The 18,627-nt window shown below is 67.0% G+C and carries 23 protein-coding genes; 14 read left to right on the top strand and 9 right to left on the bottom strand.

From position 1 onward, the window contains the following. Window positions 1–33 precede the first annotated feature (33 nt). Window positions 34–885 carry an alpha/beta fold hydrolase gene (locus tag FB391_RS12660; RefSeq protein WP_141894808.1) on the top strand — a complete coding sequence of 284 codons (852 nt, stop codon included), beginning with the start codon at window positions 34–36 and terminating at the stop codon, window positions 883–885. Window positions 886–1,056: 171 nt separating this feature from the next. Here the strand turns inward: FB391_RS12660 and FB391_RS12665 are convergent, their stop codons facing one another. Next, window positions 1,057–1,242: a hypothetical protein gene (locus FB391_RS12665; protein WP_141894810.1), complete on the bottom strand. Its 186-nt coding sequence runs from the start codon at window positions 1,240–1,242 to the stop codon at window positions 1,057–1,059. Then, window positions 1,199–1,891 carry a YrhB domain-containing protein gene (locus tag FB391_RS12670; protein ID WP_141894811.1) on the bottom strand — a complete coding sequence of 231 codons (693 nt, stop codon included), beginning with the start codon at window positions 1,889–1,891 and terminating at the stop codon, window positions 1,199–1,201. The genes FB391_RS12665 and FB391_RS12670 overlap by 44 nt, the downstream gene beginning before the upstream one ends. A gap of 277 nt (window positions 1,892–2,168) precedes the next feature. Here FB391_RS12670 and FB391_RS12675 point away from each other — a divergent pair, with 277 nt between their 5' ends. From FB391_RS12675 to FB391_RS12685, 3 genes are all read left to right on the top strand, one after another. Then, entirely contained in the window at window positions 2,169–2,522 is a 354-nt protein-coding gene (locus tag FB391_RS12675) for a hypothetical protein (RefSeq protein WP_141894813.1), read from the top strand. A gap of 49 nt (window positions 2,523–2,571) precedes the next feature. Next, window positions 2,572–2,982 (top strand): DUF4259 domain-containing protein, encoded by a 411-nt coding sequence (locus FB391_RS12680; RefSeq protein ID WP_141894816.1) that lies wholly within the window; start codon window positions 2,572–2,574, stop codon window positions 2,980–2,982. Between the two features lie 572 nt (window positions 2,983–3,554). After that, window positions 3,555–3,824, top strand: a complete 270-nt coding sequence (locus tag FB391_RS12685; RefSeq protein WP_141894818.1) for a hypothetical protein — start codon at window positions 3,555–3,557, stop codon at window positions 3,822–3,824. A gap of 307 nt (window positions 3,825–4,131) precedes the next feature. On the opposite strand, the gene FB391_RS12690 is transcribed toward FB391_RS12685, so the two are convergent. Further along, window positions 4,132–4,749 (bottom strand): HD domain-containing protein, encoded by a 618-nt coding sequence (locus tag FB391_RS12690; RefSeq protein ID WP_141894820.1) that lies wholly within the window; start codon window positions 4,747–4,749, stop codon window positions 4,132–4,134. Between the two features lie 241 nt (window positions 4,750–4,990). On the opposite strand from FB391_RS12690, the gene FB391_RS12695 reads away from it, so the two are divergent. Then, a complete protein-coding gene (locus tag FB391_RS12695) occupies window positions 4,991–6,817 on the top strand; it encodes an alpha-amylase family glycosyl hydrolase (RefSeq protein ID WP_246093501.1) in 1,827 nt (608 codons plus the stop codon). Beyond that, window positions 6,810–7,586 (top strand): hypothetical protein, encoded by a 777-nt coding sequence (locus tag FB391_RS12700; protein ID WP_141894823.1) that lies wholly within the window; start codon window positions 6,810–6,812, stop codon window positions 7,584–7,586. Before FB391_RS12695 ends, FB391_RS12700 begins: the two co-directional genes overlap by 8 nt. Before the next feature lie 12 nt (window positions 7,587–7,598). On the opposite strand, the gene FB391_RS12705 is transcribed toward FB391_RS12700, so the two are convergent. From FB391_RS12705 to FB391_RS12730, 6 genes are all read right to left on the bottom strand, one after another. Next, window positions 7,599–8,612 carry a LacI family DNA-binding transcriptional regulator gene (locus FB391_RS12705; protein WP_141894825.1) on the bottom strand — a complete coding sequence of 338 codons (1,014 nt, stop codon included), beginning with the start codon at window positions 8,610–8,612 and terminating at the stop codon, window positions 7,599–7,601. A gap of 32 nt (window positions 8,613–8,644) precedes the next feature. Next, window positions 8,645–9,592 (bottom strand): sugar ABC transporter permease, encoded by a 948-nt coding sequence (locus tag FB391_RS12710; RefSeq protein WP_141894827.1) that lies wholly within the window; start codon window positions 9,590–9,592, stop codon window positions 8,645–8,647. After that, the gene (locus FB391_RS12715) at window positions 9,592–11,196 is read right to left on the bottom strand and encodes an ABC transporter permease subunit (RefSeq protein WP_141894829.1); all 1,605 of its coding nucleotides are present in this window, start codon (window positions 11,194–11,196) and stop codon (window positions 9,592–9,594) included. The genes FB391_RS12710 and FB391_RS12715 overlap by 1 nt, the downstream gene beginning before the upstream one ends. A gap of 83 nt (window positions 11,197–11,279) precedes the next feature. Then, on the bottom strand, window positions 11,280–12,527 hold the full coding sequence (locus tag FB391_RS12720; protein ID WP_141894831.1) for a sugar ABC transporter substrate-binding protein: 1,248 nt from the start codon (window positions 12,525–12,527) through the stop codon (window positions 11,280–11,282). 153 nt (window positions 12,528–12,680) lie between these two features. Next, on the bottom strand, window positions 12,681–13,478 hold the full coding sequence (locus FB391_RS12725) for an AAC(3) family N-acetyltransferase (RefSeq protein ID WP_141894833.1): 798 nt from the start codon (window positions 13,476–13,478) through the stop codon (window positions 12,681–12,683). Window positions 13,479–14,109: 631 nt separating this feature from the next. Then, complete coding sequence (locus FB391_RS12730; protein WP_246093503.1) at window positions 14,110–14,352, bottom strand: helix-turn-helix transcriptional regulator; 243 nt, start codon at window positions 14,350–14,352, stop codon at window positions 14,110–14,112. Between the two features lie 111 nt (window positions 14,353–14,463). Between FB391_RS12730 and FB391_RS12735 the strand changes: the two genes are divergently transcribed. From FB391_RS12735 to FB391_RS12760, 8 genes are all read left to right on the top strand, one after another. Further along, complete coding sequence (locus FB391_RS12735) at window positions 14,464–15,093, top strand: helix-turn-helix domain-containing protein (RefSeq protein ID WP_185843054.1); 630 nt, start codon at window positions 14,464–14,466, stop codon at window positions 15,091–15,093. Between the two features lie 106 nt (window positions 15,094–15,199). Continuing rightward, window positions 15,200–15,592, top strand: coding sequence for a hypothetical protein (locus FB391_RS12740; RefSeq protein ID WP_141894838.1), 393 nt, complete (start codon window positions 15,200–15,202; stop codon window positions 15,590–15,592). Beyond that, window positions 15,589–15,717 (top strand): hypothetical protein, encoded by a 129-nt coding sequence (locus tag FB391_RS20100; protein WP_281286432.1) that lies wholly within the window; start codon window positions 15,589–15,591, stop codon window positions 15,715–15,717. The genes FB391_RS12740 and FB391_RS20100 overlap by 4 nt, the downstream gene beginning before the upstream one ends. Continuing rightward, entirely contained in the window at window positions 15,714–15,878 is a 165-nt protein-coding gene (locus FB391_RS19705) for a hypothetical protein (protein WP_185843055.1), read from the top strand. Before FB391_RS20100 ends, FB391_RS19705 begins: the two co-directional genes overlap by 4 nt. Continuing rightward, complete coding sequence (locus FB391_RS12745) at window positions 15,875–16,171, top strand: HNH endonuclease (RefSeq protein WP_141894840.1); 297 nt, start codon at window positions 15,875–15,877, stop codon at window positions 16,169–16,171. Before FB391_RS19705 ends, FB391_RS12745 begins: the two co-directional genes overlap by 4 nt. Window positions 16,172–16,286: 115 nt before the next feature. After that, complete coding sequence (locus tag FB391_RS12750) at window positions 16,287–17,954, top strand: hypothetical protein (RefSeq protein WP_141894842.1); 1,668 nt, start codon at window positions 16,287–16,289, stop codon at window positions 17,952–17,954. Next, on the top strand, window positions 17,951–18,181 hold the full coding sequence (locus FB391_RS12755; protein WP_141894844.1) for a hypothetical protein: 231 nt from the start codon (window positions 17,951–17,953) through the stop codon (window positions 18,179–18,181). Before FB391_RS12750 ends, FB391_RS12755 begins: the two co-directional genes overlap by 4 nt. Beyond that, complete coding sequence (locus FB391_RS12760; protein WP_141894846.1) at window positions 18,178–18,582, top strand: hypothetical protein; 405 nt, start codon at window positions 18,178–18,180, stop codon at window positions 18,580–18,582. Before FB391_RS12755 ends, FB391_RS12760 begins: the two co-directional genes overlap by 4 nt. Window positions 18,583–18,627: the final 45 nt, after the last annotated feature.

The following is an 18,627-nucleotide window of genomic DNA, read 5'->3' on the forward strand; positions in this document are numbered from 1 at the left end:
CGAAGACAGCGCACTCGCTCCGTCGGCAGCGAGATGACAGCGCCCGAGCGCCACACTTCTGCCATGACCGGAACTCGCTCGGCGGTATCGCTCGACGGCACCTCGATCAGCTACGCGCACACGGGTGCTGGTCCTGGGCTCGTGATCGTTCCCGGCAACAACCGGGTGGCACACAACTACGCCCGATTGGCCGGTGAACTCGCCGATCGCTTCGCCGTCTCGGTCATGGAACGCCGCGGCCGCGGGGCCAGCGGTGCTCAGGGCCGCGACTACTGTCTCGATCGGGAGGTCGAGGACGTGCAGGCGGTCCAGCGCGCCGAGCAAGCGCGACTCGTCTTGGGTCACAGCTATGGCGGCCTGATCGCCCTCCAGTCGGCCCGCACGGACAGATCGCTCGACCGGGTCGCGGTGTACGAGCCGGCGGTCTCGGTGAACGGATCATTCGATCTGTCGTTCCTGCCCGACTTCGAACGGCTCCTGGCTGCGGGCCGGCACGCACGCGCGATGGCGTTGTTCCTGCAGCGCACCCGGCTGACGCCCCTGCCCGATGCGACACCGCGATTCGTGTTCCAGGGCTTGGCCGCGCTCATGGTGCGCGGCAAGAGTGGGACCGAGATGCGAGACCTGATGCCCACCACCCCACCGGAGCTGACCGAAGTCCTCCGTTACGACTCCGATGGGGCGGGCTACGCCGAGGTGGCGGCGAAGACTCTCCTGATCGGCGGCACCAAGACCCCGGCCTATCTCACAGATGTTCTCGAGACACTCAGTCACACCATCCCGCATTCGCACGTGGAGATGCTCGAGGGCGCTGACCACAATGCGCCCGACGAGAGCGCCCCGCAGACGGTCGCGAAGCGCCTCGCCGCGTTCCTCGACGGCTGACTCGGGAGCGCGCGATCAGCGTCCGGCCGGGGCCGGCGCGTCGACCCCCTTCTCTTGCAGGTCGCGGAACGGCGACACTCGTCCCGTGACGGCGGCGCGCGCTTCAGTCATGGCGCGACGGTAGACCGCATCAACGCGATGTCGACGGGGATTGACAGCGTCACACGGGACTCATCGCACGTCGAGTGGGTTCTCGAAGCTCACCAGCGGTAGACCCGCAGGCGACGCGAACGATGCCGCGATATCCGTGAGCGACGCGCGGAGGAACGGCAGGAACGCATCGCGGCCCCACACTCGCCGCATGAACACCGCCTCACGGTTGTCCCAGCGCAGCGCCGGCCGCTCGTCGATGTCCAAGACCGTGACCCCCGGTCGGCGGGTTCCTGGGCCCGAACGAGCGACCGCCCGCTCCAGGACGCGCCAGGTCGATCATCAGCGCCCGCAGCGCGTCGTCGCGATGGCTGAACACAGCCTCGTCCTGAGACGTGCCGCGGCTCCACGAACGCAACGCCCACCGGTCGCCCTCCGGCTCGATGTACCGGCCCGTCTCCATGTCGGACCAGCCGAACTGCCCGTCGCGGTGAAACGGCGCCTCCAGGTGGCCCCACCGTGCGTAGCGCTGCAGCAAGCGGGCATCCGCACCCTCGGGGTCGACCGCATCGAGCACGTTCCCGACGCCGGGCAGCCGGCCCCGGCGCCAGCGCCGAAAGGTCTCCTTGTCGTGGAGGTTCGCGTAGCCGATGGTGCGCTCGTCCCCCGAGTGGGAGATCGGGTCAGAGCCTGTCGCCCACACCTCCCCGCTCTCGCCGTCGACGACGTACGGTCCGCTGCCGATGAGCATCGCCAGCACGTCGCCCGTGTCCAGGTAGGCGCGCGACTGCCGCGTGATCGTGAATCCCCAAGGAGTCGCCTCGATTCGCCCGTCGGCCTCCGGCCCCTCATCGAACTCGTGCCGTGTCCATGCCCTGACGACGTCGATGGTCACCTCGAGCTCAGCGTCTGTCACCCTCGCAGGCTACCGGCGTCCACCATCGACGACGGCAGATCCACTGACGTCCGGCGGCCCCCCTGAGTCGCCACATGACCGCCGATCGCGGCCCACCAGGCCACGATTTCCGCGGAGCCGCGCGCTGGACTGCACCTGCGTCGTAGCCCGGATAGCCTGCCTGGACGACCGGCCGACGGAGGGAATGCATGTGACGAGGCAGCACCACGCCGACATCGCCGAAGCACCGCGGCCGCTGTCTGCGATGGACCGACGCTTCATCTCGTGGACGATCGCCATGATGTTCGTCTTCGGCTACGTCATCTGGCAGCTCGTCGGTGTCGCGACGGTGAAGGACGCGGCGCCACCCTCATGGCTCATCAGCGCACCCTCAGGCGCCGTGATCGCAGGCGAGCCGAGAACCACCCACCAGCCGTACCGTGCAACCACCTCTTTGACCGTCCGCCCTGCAGACGGCGGCACAAACGAAGCACTCATCACGGAGATGGGACTCTCCGAAGACGAGCCCACGCAGATCGGTCCGACTCCTTTGGACTGGCGACCGGTGTGGGTGTACGCCCGACCGACCAACGACGGCTTCGAGGTGCGGCTGGTGTATCTCCGGGACGCCCAGGACACCATCACGCCATAGCGCTCGCCCGGCCCGATTGCATGTCGGACGCGGATCGTACGATCAGCGAATGGGAGCATGGAGCGCAGACCCATTCGGCAACGACTCGGCAGCCGACTGGGCATGGGAACTGGATGACGCGACTGACTGGACGTCGGTGCAGGAGTTGCTGACGAGCGTCCTCGACAAGAACCCCGAAGACATCGACGACGACACCTCGACCCTCGTCATTGCGGCCGCCGAAGCTGTCGCCCACGGACTCGGTCGCCCGACGCAGTCGGACACGTACACGGAGAGCGTGCAGGCGTTCGTGAAGCGCGTCCCCGCACCCACGGCAGACCTCATCACAACCGCTGCGCAAGCGCTCGACGTCGCCGCATCGCCGCGCGGCGATCTCGCTGAGCTGTGGGCCGACTCGGACAGCGGCCAGGAGTGGGAAGCGGTTGTCGCGCAGGTGCGTGCCGCGCTTTCGCACCGGTAGACGCTTTTCGCTGATGGTGTGGGATTATTTCGCCGGCCGCCTCGCACGGCCCTGATCCCGCGCAAGCCTCCGAGCCTGACGAGCCGATCGCGACCGCCGGCGCGCCGAACAGCGCGATCCAGTTCGTGAAGCGGGGCGACGACATCGGGGTATTCCTCGACAGGGGATGACAGCGGTCCTCTCCGGCGCGAAGGCTGCCGCGTCAGGGCCGCCGGGCGCGACGGGTTTCCTTCGAGGATGACGCCCCGGCCATCGGGGACGTACCCACACCTCGCGTACATCTGCTGGGCCACGCCGTAGTCGCTGCTGCAAAGGTGGTCGAAGTCTCGGTCGTTCGGACGACCAATTCTCACTGACACAGGACGAAAGTAGCGCTCGACCGAGCGCGGCTGGCCGCTCGCGAGCACCTCGCCGCCGCTGTCGCAGTGACTCGGGAGGGTTCTTCTCGATAGGGTCACAGCATGACAGCGCAGTCCGTTGTGGGTACGCACCCTCCGGTGAAGCGAAGCCGGCGCGTCGGCCGCGGGTTCATCCTCATGCTCGGTGTGATCGTAGTTCCACTGGCTCTGAACATGCTGTTCAACAGCTACGGCGCGCTCACCGTCGACGGGGCGCTTCGCATGGCGTTCGCGGCTGTTGCCGGCCAGACGGTCGCTGTCCTCAGCGCGATGACGGCTCTTGTCCTCACGGTGAAGCGCGGATACGCCTGGCCGGCGATCGTGGCGTTCGCGATCATCACCGCGGTGGTCGTCGGGTTGGCGGTCGGCAGCATCGCGGCGGCCGGCGACACCCTGCTGAGCCGCCTCGATCTGATCGCCGAGGTCAACGAGCTCAACGCGTGACGTCACTGTCCACAGCGGCCGGGTCGAGGACCCCGTTGATGGGCAAGCGCGTTACGCGTTCTCTCGTCATTCGGTGCAGAAACACGAAAGCCCGCGGAATCCGCGGGCTTTCGTAGATACTGTCTCAACACAGTGCGCGCCCGAAGGGACTCGAACCCCTAACCTTCTGATCCGTAGACAAGCGCGCGGCGGACGTACTTGCCCGCGATTCTGCGGCTGGAGAGGCCAGGTGCACACATCCGTGCACACATGCCGTCGGGGCCCGCATTGAACTGACCGATCAAGGCACGACGCGCTCAACGAGCGCTCAGTCGCACCAAGGCGCGTGCGTCGCGCCCGCTTCTAGCCTGGTGGTGCCGCCGTCTCGACGCTCACGCGTGAGTTCGCCGGCGAGGGTGTAAGCCGCTCCAGCCGAGGGCGATCGTTCTGCGTGTGCGACGGCCGCGTCGACGATGGAGCGGACCGCGTTGAGTCTCGGGAACTGGTCGTGCACTGCGGCTGCGCGCTCCGCGGAGATCAGGGGGTGGCGGCCGAGGTCGGCGAGAACGCCCGCGCGCGTCAGTCGTGCGAGGGGCCCGCGGCGCTCCGCAATGCCGCCTGACGTGTGAAGCGCGATCGCTTCCCACACCTCGTCCGCCTGCTGCTCGTCGAACCCGTGAGCGATCAGTCGGGACACCGCGAGATCGGCACCTTCCACTTCGAATCGCTGCCGCCCCTCGGCGCCCGGGCCAAGTCCGAGGTCGTGCATCGCCGTCGCAGCGAACAGCAGCCGCCGGTCGCACCCGCCCGGCTCCGTCTCGTCTGCGATCAGCTCAGCGAAAACGAAGGTCCGCAGGCAGTGGTTTCGCAGCGGCTCAGGGAGCGGTTCGAGTGCGCTGAAAACGACATCGGCGAGTGGCCCGGTGGGCAGGATCGAGTTGTTCACGGAGGGATGTTACAGCGGTTCTCACCTCGATCTGCAAAATGTTTCATACTCCGCAAAACGTTGCTATCGTTGCCCCCGACCCTCCGTGCGGCGTCCTGCCGCCGTACCCGAGCGCGCCGAGTGGCGCACGAATGAAGGCAGGCGTATGCGCTGGCACGATCTCCCTCACCACGATGGCTCCGAGCTCTACTCCCCCATCACCGCCGTTGAGGAGACGGATGTCCGTCGGCCACGCGTCCGAGTGCCCGACACCTTCGGGACGGTGTCGAGCGTCTGGCTGCGCGTGGTGGTCGACGGCGAGCCGCAGTTCCTTCCCATGCATCGGATCGAGGCCCCGATCGCGTGTGACGACGCGCAGTGGTGGGAGGGCGCCTTCACGGTCGCGAACCCCGTGACGTCCTACCGCTTCCTGCTGAACGCCCAGAGGGGACGGGCGTTCTGGCTCAATGGTGAAGGCATCGACGAGGTCGAACCGCTCGACGCGCTCGACTACCGAGCGACCACGTTTCCGGCTCCTCCCGAGTGGGCAACCCAGCAGACCATGTACCAGATCTTCCCTGATCGCTTTGCGCGCTCCGCGGCCGCCTCCAGCCGCCCCATCCCCGCGTGGGCGATCGCCGCATCGTGGGACGACGAGGTGGTCCATCGTGGCCCCGACACCCCGCGCCAGTTCTTCGGGGGCGATCTGGACGGTGTCGCCGAGCGACTCGATCACCTCGAGACACTGGGAGTGACCCTCATCTACCTGACCCCGTTCTTTCCTGCCCAGTCGAACCACCGCTATGACGCGAGCACTTTCGACCGGGTCGACGCGACGCTCGGCGGCGACGAGGCACTCATCCGCCTGGTGGAGGCGGCGCACTCGCGGGGCATCCGCGTGATCGGGGATCTGACCACGAACCACACCGGGGATGCGCACGAATGGTTCCGCGCCGCGCGCGGCAACCCGTCGGCCGCCGAGTCCGACTTCTACTACTGGAACGACGAAGCTCACATGGACTACGTCGCCTGGTACGGCGTGCCCAGCCTGCCGAAGCTGAACTGGAACTCGCGGGAACTGCGTCGGCGCTTCATCGAGGGCCCGGACAGCGTCGTGGCGAAGTGGCTGCTGCCCCCTTACGGTCTTGATGGCTGGCGCATCGATGTCGCCAACATGACAGGTCGGCAGGGCGAAGACGACCTGAACACGCTTGTGCAGCGGACGGTGCGCCGCACCATGGACGAGGTCGCGCCGGGCAGCGTGTTGTTCGCGGAGTCGACGAACGACACCAGCCGCGACTTCGACGGCTCGGGGTGGCACGCGCCCATGAGCTATTCGGCGTTCACCCGCCCCTTGTGGCACTGGCTTCGCCAGCCGGAGGCAGCGCCCGTGCACCACTACGGGATCCCCTACGCCGAGACGCCGGCAGCGTCGGCGGAGTCGTTCGCCCGCGCTTTCCGGCGCTTCAGCACCCCGATGCCGTGGGCTGTGCGATCGCTCGCGATGAACGCGATCGACACGCACGACACCCCGCGGTTCGCGGAACGCGCCGACGCGGCAGCGCAACTGGTCGCTGCGGGTTTGTCGTTCACTCTGCCCGGCACGCCGGTCATCTTCGCGGGTGACGAGTTCGGCCTTCGTGGGAGCGACGGCGAAGCCTCTCGAACGCCGCTGCCTTGGGGCTCCGACGCCGCTCTTGCGACGGCGTATGCACGCCTTGCGGCTGCGCGCGCCGCGTCGCCCGCGCTTCGGACCGGAGCGCTGCGGTGGCTCCACGCGGGGGCCGACGCCGTCGCATTCGTGCGGGAACGTGACGACTCGGCCGAGCTCGTCGTGGCGTGTCGATCTGCCGCGGAGATCTCGCTTCCGGTCGCGTCACTCGCCGGGCGCACAGTCGACGAGTTCGCGCCGCCCGCGGTGGCCCTCGGCGACGTGACCCTGGACCGAGCGGCAGATCGGCTGCGGTGGCGTACGAGCGGGCCCGCGTTCGGCGTCTGGTCGCTTCGCACGGCGGCAGCACCGTCGGCCGCTGCGACGACTGCGGCGAGAGCCACACGCCGAGAGGCTCTCGAATCCGCGCATGCTTGACCTGCACCGTTTCGACGAGCTCACCGGGCGCCTGACGGCCGGGTTCGCCCGCGTCCCTGGCGCACGCGGCCTTGTCGTGGTCGGTTCGGCCGCAGTAGCCGAGCGACGGGACCGCTGGTCTGACCACGACTTCCTGGCGCTCGTCGATGACGAGGCGGCTACTTCCGCCAGGGCATCCCTCGACTGGCTGCCGGACCCGGAGCGTATTGTGCTCCTCGCCCGCGAAGGCGCAGTTGGATTCTCGGTGCTCTACGACGATGCCCACCTGTTGGAGTTCGCCATTGCCTCCGTCGACGAGCTCGCCGGTGTAGTGATCGACGAGGCGCAGCTCACCTTCGGCGACGAACGTGCACACGCATTCGTCGCCGAAGGGCGCGAGCGGCTGAACACCATCCCACCCGTCGATGCCGCAGGCGAGGCAGGTCTGACGTTCGTCAAGCTGCTCGTCGGCTTCGGGCGTGCTCGCCGCGGCGAACGGGTCATCGGCGGTCAGTTCGTTCGCACTTGGGCGGTAGGGCATCTGATCCGGGCGATTCGCGCGCGCGTCGAGCCCGCCGATTGTGTGCGAGAAGACGCGCTTGAGCCGGCCCGTCGATTCGACGCCGCCTACCCCGGGATCGCTGCCCGCCTGGACGCGGTCCTGGGCCAGCCTGTCGAGGACGCGGCTCGCGGCGTCGCCACGCTCGCACGTGACGTCCTCGGGCCAGGATGGCCAGAGTTCCCGAGCCGTGCTGCGGACGTTGTGGCGACGGTGCTCACCGAAGGGTGAGTTTGCCGGAGATCAGCTCTCGCTCGGCGCCGGGCCGGTCGACTCGCGTACGACGAGTTCGGGCTGGAAGATGTACTCGGTGCGGTAGGCCAGGATTCCGTTCATCTCGCCGACGAAGGCGTCCGCGATCGCAATGCCCATCGTGGGAACCGGCTGCCGGATGGTCGTGAGAGGCGGCCAGCAGCTGCGCGCCAGTATCGAATCATCGAATCCGACTACCGATAACTGAGCGGGGACGGAGAGCCCCTGTCGGCGTGCTTCGGCAAGCACCCCCACTGCCATGAGGTCGCTCGCGCAAACCACGGCGGTGCATCCTTCTGCGATGAGTTCGCGGGCCGCACTCGCGCCGCCATCGTCGGACAGCAGCCCATGAACCACGGGCGCAACGGCGATCGGGCCGAGGGCTTCCTGCATCGCCGACCGGAATCCCTCGGTCGCCCGGCGAGTGGGCACCCAGGACTCCGGTCCGCTGGCGAATCCGATTCGGCGGTGGCCCATCGCGACCAGGTGGCGGACCGCTATCGACATCGATGCGACATCGTCGATGGAGAAGAACGGAGCATCGACGTCCTCGCGATACCCGTTCACGAAGCCCAATGGCAGTCCGAGCTCACGCAATGCCTGGTAGCGGTCGGTCGATTCTGCCGTGTCGGCGTGCTGTCCTGCCACGAAGAGGATTCCCGACACCCCTGCCTCGACGAACATGTCGATGATCTCGTCCTCGTGCAGGCCGCCCTCGCTCTGCGTGCCGATGAGAGGGGTGAAACCGCGGCGGGCGAAGTTCGGTGCGAGCGCCTGCGCGAAGGCAGGGAAGATGGGGTTGACCAGCTCGGGCAACAGCACGCCGACGGGGCGCGCTGTACGGCTCCGCAGCCGCGACGGCCGTTCGTACCCGAGCACATCGAGGGCTGTGAGCACAGCGCGGCGTTTCGTCGGCGCCACGCCAGGCTTGTCGTTGAGGACACGGCTGACGGTCGCTTCGCTGACGGCGGCATGCGCTGCGATGTCAGCGAGAGTGGCACCCATGGCGGAAAGGTTAGCACCGGGTGATCTCGCGACTATTTCACCGCTCCGGCCGTCAGACCGCCGACGATGTACTTCTGCAGCACGAAGAACAGGAGCACGACCGGCAGCGCTGCGAGGACGGCTCCGGCGGCGAACACGGGCCAGTTTGCAGAGGTCTCCTGAGAGACGAATTGGTACAGTCCGACGGCCAGCGTCTGCTTCGCCGGGTCGGTGAGGAGCACGCTGGCCACGACGAACTCGCTCGCGGTTCCGATGAAGGACAGCAGCCCGACAACGGCGAGGATCGGCGCCGACAGTCGAAGGATGATCGTAAAGAAGATGCGGGCGTGCCCGGCCCCGTCGAGCTTCGCGGCTTCGTCGATGGATGCCGGCACAGTGTTGAAGAACCCGTACATGAGGTACGTGTTCACCCCGAGCGCCCCACCCAGGTAGACGAGGATCAGTCCGAGCTGCGAGTCGAGTCCGATAGCCGGGAAGATGTCGCCGATGGACGTCATCAGCAGGAAGATCGCGACCACCCCGAGTAGCTGCGGGAACAGCTGCACCAGCAGGATGGTGGTCAGCCCGAGCCGACGGCCGCTGAATCTCATCCGGGAGAAGGCGTACGCGGCGAGAGCTCCGAGGAAGACGGTGCCGAACGCGGCTACTAAGCCGATCATGATGGTGTTCGCGAACCACGCCCCATACGGCTGCGTCGGGTTGCTGAATAGATCGATGTAGTTGCTGAGGTCGATTGAGCGGAAGAGGTCGTTGGAGCTGACGAGGCTTCCGTTGGGGTTCAACGACGCCGACACGATGTAGAGGATCGGGAACACGGCGATCACGCTGGTGACGATCGCGACCGCGTACTTGCCGAGGAGTCCCAGCCGCTCACGGCGGCGGTGCGAGGGTCCGACGTGGCGGGCACGGCTGCGGTGCGGGTTGACGACTGGCGAGAGTGCCGTGTCGGGTTCGAACGGGTCCACGGTGATGGGCGCCATCAGTTCAGCTCCTCAAGGGCCTTGGTCCGGCGGAATCCGACGATCGAGATCGCGGCTACCAGCAGGAAGATGATGATCGAGAAGGCGCTTGCGAGTCCGTAGTCGCGTCCGCTCGTCTCTCCGAACGCGACCTTGTAGACGAGGGTGATCAGGATGTCTGTCGCGCCCACGTTCATGTCTGTGGAGATGTCCTGTGGGCCGCCTTCGGTGAGCAGGTAGATCACGTTGAAGTTGTTGAAGTTGAAAGCGAATGCCGCGATCAGCAGCGGCGCCATGGTCACCATGAGCAGGGGAAGCTTCACGCGCCGGAAGATCGTCCACGCGCCGGCGCCGTCCATCCGCGCCGCCTCGACGTACTCCTCCGGGATGGACTGCAGCGCACCGGTCGCGACCAGGAACATGTAGGCGTACCCGAGCCAGACGTTCACGAGCAGGATGCTCACCTTCGCCAAGACCGGGTTGGTCAGCCAGGGGACGTCGGCGCCGCCCAGCAGAACCTGGTTGATGAACCCGAACTGTGAGTTCAGCATCCCGCTCCAGATGAGGGCGGACAGGAAGGCGGGGAAGGCGTATGGGAGGATCACCAGGACCCGGAAGGTTCGGCGGAATCGCAGGCGCGGGTCGTTGAGCACGGTGGCCAGAAACACCCCGACCGCGAAGGTCGCGGCAACGGTGAACCCGGCAAAGACGAACGTCCACACGATGACCTGTAAGAGGGGTCCGCGGATCGACTCCTCGGTGAAGGCGGCAACGAAGTTGTCGAAGCCGACGTCGATCTTCCAACCGGGCATCAGCTCGGTGCCGCCCTCGGAGACGAACGCGCCGGTACCTTCGTCGCGGTAGACCGCGCCGGTCTCCACGTCGACGAACGTGTCTGTGGCTTCGTCGTACCTCATGGACGCGGAGTACACGTAGGCTTTCGCGCCGTCCGGGGTGCGCAGCGCCCCTTCGTCGAGGTCTTCGGACAGCGGAACACTCATTGCTGCGATCTGCGACTGCTGAGCAAGCATCTGTGAGAAGTCGAGGGTCTGGTAGCCATCGAGACCGACAGCGCGTCCGCCTTCGAACCTTGCGCCTTCGGCGGGCTCGAGGGGTCTGCCGTCCGAGCCCACCATTGCCGTGCCGTCTGGCTCGGTGACGAGGAAGGACAGCTCGCCGAACCGTTCCAGGACGACCATGTCATAGGCGGGCGAATCCGGAACGCGGGACAGTGACTTCTCGATGAGCACGGAGATGGCGTCGTCCTTGTCGCCCATGTGTCCGTCGCCGTAGTTGGTGAACGCGATGTACCCGCTGTAGACGACGACGTAGAGCTGGAAAACGACGAGGAAGACCGTGCCCGGTACCAGATACTTCGCCGGCAGCATCCCTCGGCGCAGGTACACCCAGTTGATCGCGGCAGCGGCCAGCAGAATGCCCACGACGATCAGCCACTGCTCGTCGAGTGCGAGCACGAAGGCGGCGTAGAGCACGAGGGCGTCCAGCACACCGAGGGAGGCGATCTTGACGAGCAGAGCCGAGGACGAAGGGATCGGTCGGCGCGGCGTGCCGTTCGGGGACGGGGGAATCGGCGCGGGCGGCGCCTCGGTGGTGGGGGCGGTCATGGTGCTCCAGCGGCGGCGGTGATGAAGTCGGGTTTCGGTAGTGCTGCGGGTCGGGGCTGAGGCGGTGCCCCGACCCGCAGCGGCTATTTCGCGATGTCGGTCGCGATGCGGTCCGCCATCGTCTGCCAGGCCGTGGCCGGGTCACCGGCGGTGTTGTTGACGAGAGCTGCTTCCGTCGCGCCCCAGTAGTTCCACACGGCACCCATTTCGGGGATCGCGGGCATCGGCACACCGGTGAGGGCCACCTCGCCGTACGCGCCGACGTCGGGGTTCTCGGCGGAAGCGATCTCGAAAGCCGAAGTCATCGCCGGCGGCCGCCCACCCGCCTTGTACAGCGCGAGCTGCACGTCCTCAGTGCCGAGGTAGTTCACGACGAACTCGTTCGCCGCGAGCGCGTTCTCGCTCTTGGCGCTGACGAAGAAGCCTTGTACTCCGACGAACGGCGTGGGCGCCTCCGGCCCGGCCTGGGGGATCGGCTCGATCGCGTAGTCGATGCCGCCGTCCTTGAAGGCCGGGAGGTTCCACGGGCCCGAGAGCATGTACGGCGACTTGCCGGCCGCGAACTCGTCACGCGCGATCTCGTTCGTGATGTTGGTGTTGAGCACGCCCTCCTGGCCCCACTCGACCAGCTTCTGCGCGAACTCTTCCCCGCCGGGGCTGCCGATCAGCAGATCGTCCGGGTTGTAACTGCCATCCGGGTTGGTGCCGAACAACGGCGCACCGTACGAGGTCTGCAGCGGGTACAGGTGGTACGGGTCCGACTCCGGTCCAGACGGCACAAGCACCGGGTACTGCGCAGCACCGCTGGTGACCACGGCCTGCCCGGCCGCGATGAGCTCGTCCCACGTTGCGGGCGTCGAGTCCGCCAGAGCGGTGTTGCGGACGAGCGTGATGTTCTCGACCGAGACCGGCAGCCCGTACGTGGTTCCCTCGTAGCTCATCGCCCGAATCGCCACATCCGAGTAGTCGTCAGCGGTGTCGCCGAGTTCGAGAGGGGCGACGACGCCGTTCTGCACGAACAGTCCCAGCCAGTCGCTGCCGCCGACGATCACGTCGGGGCCCTTGCCCGTGGGCGCCTGCTTGATGAAGTCTTCCTTCATCGTGTCGCCGTACTCCTTCTGCACGAGCTTCACGTTGATGCCCTTGTCGGCCTCGAACTGCGCGACGATGTCCTTCAGCTCCTCAGCGCGGTTGGGATCGACCCAGACCGTCAGCGTCTGCGAGCTCGTGTCCGATGCGGACGAGCCGCCGCCCGAGCATCCGGTCAGTGCCGCGGTCGCGACGAGACCGCCGACGACCAGCGCCGTGGTGGCGCGGTACTTCACCCTCATTGGTGCTGCCTTTCCATGTGATCAACGGGCCGCAACGTTGCAAGCGCTTCCAGTATCCGTGGAATCGTGTCGCGCCGATGCGGTGAACAGCATGGTGCCAGATGGTTGCCTACACTGCAACTTCTTGCAGTCTGGTGAGTCGCCTTCTGACGACTAGAGCCGAGTTCTAGCGAAATCGACGAGGCTCGCCAGTTCCATCACCCGGCACCGCGCAGCCCCGATCGTCACACTCTGGGAGCCGCCGGACGCATCGAACTCGGCACCGATGCTCGGGAAGTGCTCGTCGTCAACGACCGGCTCGTCCCAGTCAACCCAGGTGCGCTGGCCATCGATCAGAAGTGGCGCCCCGTTGCGGACCCGGGACCTGCCCGGACCGCCCGCTCGGCACTCAGCCAGGTGCAGCGCGGTGCAGGACTCGTAGCCGACGCCGAGGAGTACGACCTTGGCCCCGATGGCATAGAGCCGAGCAAGTGGCGAGCGCTCTCCGAACGGCTCGCGCAGCTCGTGCTCGGCAACGATTCCCTCGGCCTCGAGCCCTTGTGCCGCAAAGGAACGGTGGGGATGAGCGCTGCGTAGAACCCCTGGCTGCGTCCGGAACAGTTCTGCGACGCGCCCCATCGTCCGGGTGGGGGTCAACGCCGCATCGAAGGCGGGAAGGAGCTCCCGTACACGCGCACGCGCCGCACCGTCGAGGGCGGGGTCGTCGAGGAAGTTCGGGTCGCATAGGTGCCAGCTCTGCGTGGGCATCACGATGGTTCCCATCGGACCGACGGCGAGACGCAGCGCTTCAACTACCGCCTGCTCACCGCCCACAACGTTTCCGAACGACGACAGTGCACAGTGCACCAGCACGGCATCACCCGACTCGACGCCGGCGGACCGTAGGCCACCAACCAGATCGCCCACCCCCACGTACTCGACATCCAGTTCCTTGACTGCAAGAATTTTCATGTCGCGAGTGTGGCCCACCGAGCCGCTCGTGGCAAGCGCGACCCAACAGTGGTTGTTCCCGGCGACTGGTGGCTGTAAGCGGTTTCGCCTACTGGCGAAGGGCGAGGTTACAAGTGATGGAGACCCTCGTCCGACGGGCTTGCACCGTAGCCGGAGCCCGCACACTGACGAGGTACGGCGAGCTATCGCATCTTGTGCCGGAAGCTTGGCTTTCGGCATTCGCGGAGTTGAACGGACGGATCGACTGACCTCTGACCGACTCGATCCAGAATGTCGGTACTCCGTCGTGCGGGTTATCCTCGCCGTCCGCACGGGCGAGCCCGGCCCCGACGTGCGTGGTGCGTTTGGAGGACACGACGCCCAGTCACCGACTCGCGCATTTGCAGAGTTGGTGCACACATAGGTGCACACATGTCCTGCTGATCGAAGGGAGGCGAACGAGGCGAAACACACGAGATTTCGTGGGGAACTGCTGGAGCCGGTTGAAACTCTTCTGATCCACAGTCAAACGTTGCGCCCGCGAAGCAGAGGGGACGAGAGTAACGCCAGAAAACACGAAAACCCGCGGATAACCGCGGGTTTTCAATGCTTACTGTCTCAACACAGTGCGCGCCCGAAGGGACTCGAACCCCTAACCTTCTGATCCGTAGTCGATCCCCTCGGCGAGCCATTCGAGCGTGACACCGGTCGTTCGTGCCCAGCGGACGAACGCACTGGCGCTCGGCTCGCTGCGCCCCGTCTCCCAGTTGCTGATCGTGTTGCGCGATACACCGCACGCGTCAGCCAGGTCGGACTGTTCCAAGCCAGCCAAGAGGCGTGACTTCTTCAGCCTGTCGACGAGCGTCCAGGCCGGATTGTCGAGCATCATCGTCATGCACCAAGAGTAGCGACCTCACGCACAATTTCGCGACACGCCGCACAAGATATCGAGACTTGTGCACAGCCCCATCAATGTGGGCGTCATGCACAAGATTGCGACGCGACAGTGAGCGCCGAGGCGCTCGCGATCGCGCTCAACCACTCGCGAGCGAAGGGCACGGCCAAGGTCGTGCTTCTCGGCATCGCGAACCACGACGGAGACGGCGGCGCATGGCCGTCGATCGGCACGCTCGCCCGCTACGCGAACGTCGACGCCCGCACGGTTCAGCGCGCGATCGACTCGCTGGAGAAGCTCGGCGAGGTCCGACGGATCATCCAGGGCGGTGGCACTCACCTGACGTCCGACGCGCACCGCCCGAACCTGTACCGGGTGACGCTGCGATGCCCGAGCGATTGCGACCGTACGGCGCAGCATCGCGTCGGAGCGGTCGACCGATCGCCGGCCCCGATCGCGTCCTTGGCGGACTACGGCGTACGGGTGACGTCAGTGTCACCCCCTGACGCGGGCGTCGCCCCTGGGGTGACGCGGATGTCACCGGGGCGGGTGACATCAGTGTCACCCGAACCAGACCTAGAACTAACTACTCATCTTCCTGAGACCAACTCACGTGATCGCGAGCGCGCGAACGCGTGCACGGTCGGCAAGCGACGCGGCAAGCCGCACCGCCCGACGTCGACCGGCTACTGCCTCGACTGCGGCGCTCGCGTCGATGTCTCCGAGGAGGCCCGCGCGTGATCGACACGCTCCCGCCCTGGCTCTGGATTCCACTCGCCATCGCGCTCTGGGGCTACCTCGCCCTCGACGCCCTCGTACGCCACCACAACCGCCGCAAGGAGAACCGATGATCACCCTTCGACCGCACCTCACCTTCCCCGGTAGCCGCATCATCACCTGCCGATCGTGTGACTCGTCCCTCGGCGTCTACGGCAACGCGCGTCTACTCCACCACTCCGACGGGAGCCACACAGTCGAGTACTCGACGACGCGGCGTCCGACGTGGCGTGAGGTCCAGCTCGCCCCGTTGAAGTTCACCGTCGAGCGAGCGCGTGTCGACTACGGCCGGCCTGTGTGGCTCGCCTATCGGACGAGCGACCTGGAGTACGCGCAGACGTTCCGCACTCAGCGAGGCGCGCTGCGCTACGCGCTGTCGCGCGTGGCTGAGGCGATGCGAATGGCTGACCACGCCGACGTCGATGCGATCGACTATCAGGACGCGATGGAGGTGTTCGCATGATGTACCTCCAGTGCGGCGCATGCGGCTCCATCGTCCACGTGCCAGCGGGCCAGACGCCCGAGCAGGCGTCGAGCGAGCACATCCAGGCCCACGACGCGTCAGAGCTGCGCGGGTGGTCGGCGTGACCTGCCCGACCCCGGGCAAGCACCCGCACGAGTCGAACGCGTCGGCGACGAGCGCGGCGGCGACGTCGATCCGTCGACGTGGCGGATACCTCCGCATCTACCTCTGCGCGTGCGGCGCGTACCACCTGACCCACAAGCGACGGGCGGACCTCGGCCGATGAGCCAGCACCACCGAGCGAGCAAGCACACGAGCGCGACGCACAAGCTCCGCCCCGAGATCGAGGCACGCCTGCCGCTCCCGTGCGTCGAGTGCGGCCGGCCTGTCGAGAAGGGCATGCGCTGGCACGTGGCCCACCTGACCCCGGCGTCGAAGGGTGGCCGCACGACGCGCGCCAACACGGGAGCCGCCCACGCCGGATGCAACCTCCGAGCCGGCGGCAAGCTCGGCGCAGCCAAGACCAACCAGCGACGTCGCACGTCGCACGACAACCGCGAAGGAATCCGCCCGTGGTGATCCATGTCCTCGACATCATCGGCGCGGCGATCCTCGCCGTCGTCGTGATCGTCATCGCTGTGTTCGGAGGCGACCGTTGACCCGTTCTTTTGAGGTTGCGTTTGAACCTCCGCCTGTGGGCAGCACCGAATTCTCTCTCTACTTGTGGGATTCGGTCAGAAACCGCGGGATCAAGCCGGAATTCTACGGGCCGCTCCTGGAGGACGACGAGCTGCGCCGCGAGTTCCTCGCCGGCGCCCGATCGATGGGCTACGAGCTGGTCGACCTCGACGACCTCGACGCGATCGAGGCGCTCGGCGCGATGTCACCGAAGCGCTATCCGCTCCAGCCTCAGCAGCTCTGGATGGTCGACGCGCTGAACGCCGCCGGCAACGTCGACGACATCGACGAGGCTGTCATCGAGGCGATGCGCCGCAGCTCGAAGACGACAACCATCTTCATGTGGTGCCACGGGCGCTGCCTATCGCGGCCCGGCTATCAGGTCACCTTCTCCGCACAGTCCGGAGTCAAGTCGTCCGCCCGCCTCCGCGAGTGGAAGTCTCGCCTCGACCGCACCGACCCCGACCCCGACGCCCTCGCCGGCATCCCGCCGTGGAAGCGAGGCATCCGCACACAGCCCAAGGGACTCGCGCAGCAGCTCGCGCTCTTCGGCGACGACTTCCTGCCCGAGCCCGCAGCGCCGACCGAGCCCGACGGGCGCCGGTTCCGCATCCTCATGGGCGAGGTCGGCAAGGGCATCTACTACACCAACGATTCCCAGTTCCTCGTGCTCAAGCCCGACGCCGACGCCTACCGAGGCGAAGCCGGCGACGTCTCGTGGGTGGACGAGGCGCAAGAGCTGGACCCCGAGACCGGCGCCGACCTGCTCGCCGGCATCATCCCCCTGCAAGACACCCGACCGAACTCGGCGCTCGTCGTGTCCGGCACAGCCGGCGAGGTTCGCATCGGCCCGCTCTGGGAGCGCATCGACAAGCTGCGCAGCGGCGCGCCGATCGCGGGCGCTGACTACTGCTTCCCACCCGACACGCTGTGGGAGTCGATCGAGAACGAAGACACGGCCGTCGAGCTGATCGAGCGGCACCACCCCGGCGTCGGCACCCTCACCACCCTCGCGAAGATGCGCACCAACTGGCGCAAGATGGACAAGCCCAAGTGGGCACGCGAGTACGGATCGCTCTGGCCCGAGACGTTCGGCGAGCGTGCGATCCCCGGCGACTGGTGGACACGAGCCGCCAAGACGAAGCGCCCGAATCGCCCCGCTCGCGTCGCGTTCGGCGTCGCGATCAAGCCCAACGGCTCCGTCGCCGCGATCGTCGCTGCGTGGCGCGACTCGAAGGGCCGCGCCGTCGTCGAGGTCGTCGACCACCGCCCCGGCACCGCATGGCTTCCGAAGCGCATGCAAGAGCTGTCGCTGCGCTACCGCGGATCGTCGATCGCCTACGACGACATCGGAGAAGGCAAGGCGACCGCCGCCGAGGCCGCTCGTCTCCGCCCCAAGCCGCGACTGCGCGTGCAGACCTACACCGAGACCGCCGCCGGCTGCGTGCAGTTCCTCCGCGAGCTGGAGCGCGGGACCCTCATCCAGTTCGGACAGCCCGGCCTTGACGTCGCCGTGGAGCAGGCCGCGAAGCGGTACATGCGAAACGACGAGAAGGTGTGGCTGTTCACGCCGATGGAGAAGGGCGAAGACATCACCTGCCTGGATGCCGCAGTGCGGGCGCTGCGCAACTGGGACCAGCACCACGCCAAGACTCAGACCGAAACAGGGATCGTCGCCGCATGAGCACCACCACCGCACCCAAGATCACGCGCGAAGTCACCCGCAACGGCGTCGTCGTGCAGTACGTCTACTCGTTCTGCAGCTCGTGCTCGTACTGGCACGGATTCGCCTGGACGATGGCCGACGCCTACCTGCAAGGCGAGCGCCACCTGATCGCCGTGCACGACGTCGACCCTCGCACCGCGTCGACCGCACGCCGCGTCGCCGAGAGCCGGGAAGCGCACGCATGATCGACCTGGACCGAGTGAACATCGAGCAGGTCAACTGGGCCGGCGAACGCATCCGCGAGCGGCACCCACTCCCGCCAACCGGCTACCTCGCGGACCTTCCGCGCGCCGAATGCGACGCCTGGATCAAGACACACAACGCGATGGTGAAGGACTACTGCGGCATCATCGGCGCGCTGCGCTCGGGAAACCGTGCATGGCTCGATGTGCAGCTCGCGGACGGGCGATGGGTCGGGCGATGGTTCGACGAGTGTGCCAGCGAGTCCGCGATCCACTGCGTCTACTCGTGGGGTCCGATCATCGCGGCCGGCGTCGGCCTCAAAGACTCCGAGGCCGCTGCGGCGGCGCGCGCAGCTCGCGAGGCATCCGGCGATCTGCTCGTGCTACTCGGCGACGATTGGTGAACGTCGACACGCCGACGATCCGGAGCATGTAACACCTTCTCCGGA

This window comes from Microbacterium kyungheense (assembly GCF_006783905.1).
GTDB lineage: Bacteria > Actinomycetota > Actinomycetes > Actinomycetales > Microbacteriaceae > Microbacterium > Microbacterium kyungheense.

Excerpts from the sequence above, each read along its gene's own strand:
- FB391_RS12660 (WP_141894808.1), top strand. The coding sequence starts at position 34 with ATGACAGCGCCCGAGCGCCACACTTCTGCCATGACCGGAACTCGCTCG.
- FB391_RS12675 (WP_141894813.1), top strand. The coding sequence starts at position 2,169 with ATGATGTTCGTCTTCGGCTACGTCATCTGGCAGCTCGTCGGTGTCGCG.
- FB391_RS12680 (WP_141894816.1), top strand. The coding sequence starts at position 2,572 with ATGGGAGCATGGAGCGCAGACCCATTCGGCAACGACTCGGCAGCCGAC.
- FB391_RS12685 (WP_141894818.1), top strand. The coding sequence starts at position 3,555 with ATGCTGTTCAACAGCTACGGCGCGCTCACCGTCGACGGGGCGCTTCGC.
- FB391_RS12700 (WP_141894823.1), top strand. The coding sequence starts at position 6,810 with ATGCTTGACCTGCACCGTTTCGACGAGCTCACCGGGCGCCTGACGGCC.
- FB391_RS12705 (WP_141894825.1), bottom strand. The coding sequence starts at position 8,612 with ATGGGTGCCACTCTCGCTGACATCGCAGCGCATGCCGCCGTCAGCGAA.
- FB391_RS12710 (WP_141894827.1), bottom strand. The coding sequence starts at position 9,592 with ATGGCGCCCATCACCGTGGACCCGTTCGAACCCGACACGGCACTCTCG.
- FB391_RS12715 (WP_141894829.1), bottom strand. The coding sequence starts at position 11,196 with ATGACCGCCCCCACCACCGAGGCGCCGCCCGCGCCGATTCCCCCGTCC.
- FB391_RS12720 (WP_141894831.1), bottom strand. The coding sequence starts at position 12,527 with ATGAGGGTGAAGTACCGCGCCACCACGGCGCTGGTCGTCGGCGGTCTC.
- FB391_RS12725 (WP_141894833.1), bottom strand. The coding sequence starts at position 13,478 with ATGAAAATTCTTGCAGTCAAGGAACTGGATGTCGAGTACGTGGGGGTG.
- FB391_RS12730 (WP_246093503.1), bottom strand. The coding sequence starts at position 14,352 with ATGACGATGATGCTCGACAATCCGGCCTGGACGCTCGTCGACAGGCTG.
- FB391_RS12740 (WP_141894838.1), top strand. The coding sequence starts at position 15,200 with ATGATCACCCTTCGACCGCACCTCACCTTCCCCGGTAGCCGCATCATC.
- FB391_RS20100 (WP_281286432.1), top strand. The coding sequence starts at position 15,589 with ATGATGTACCTCCAGTGCGGCGCATGCGGCTCCATCGTCCACGTGCCA.
- FB391_RS12745 (WP_141894840.1), top strand. The coding sequence starts at position 15,875 with ATGAGCCAGCACCACCGAGCGAGCAAGCACACGAGCGCGACGCACAAG.
- FB391_RS12755 (WP_141894844.1), top strand. The coding sequence starts at position 17,951 with ATGAGCACCACCACCGCACCCAAGATCACGCGCGAAGTCACCCGCAAC.
- FB391_RS12760 (WP_141894846.1), top strand. The coding sequence starts at position 18,178 with ATGATCGACCTGGACCGAGTGAACATCGAGCAGGTCAACTGGGCCGGC.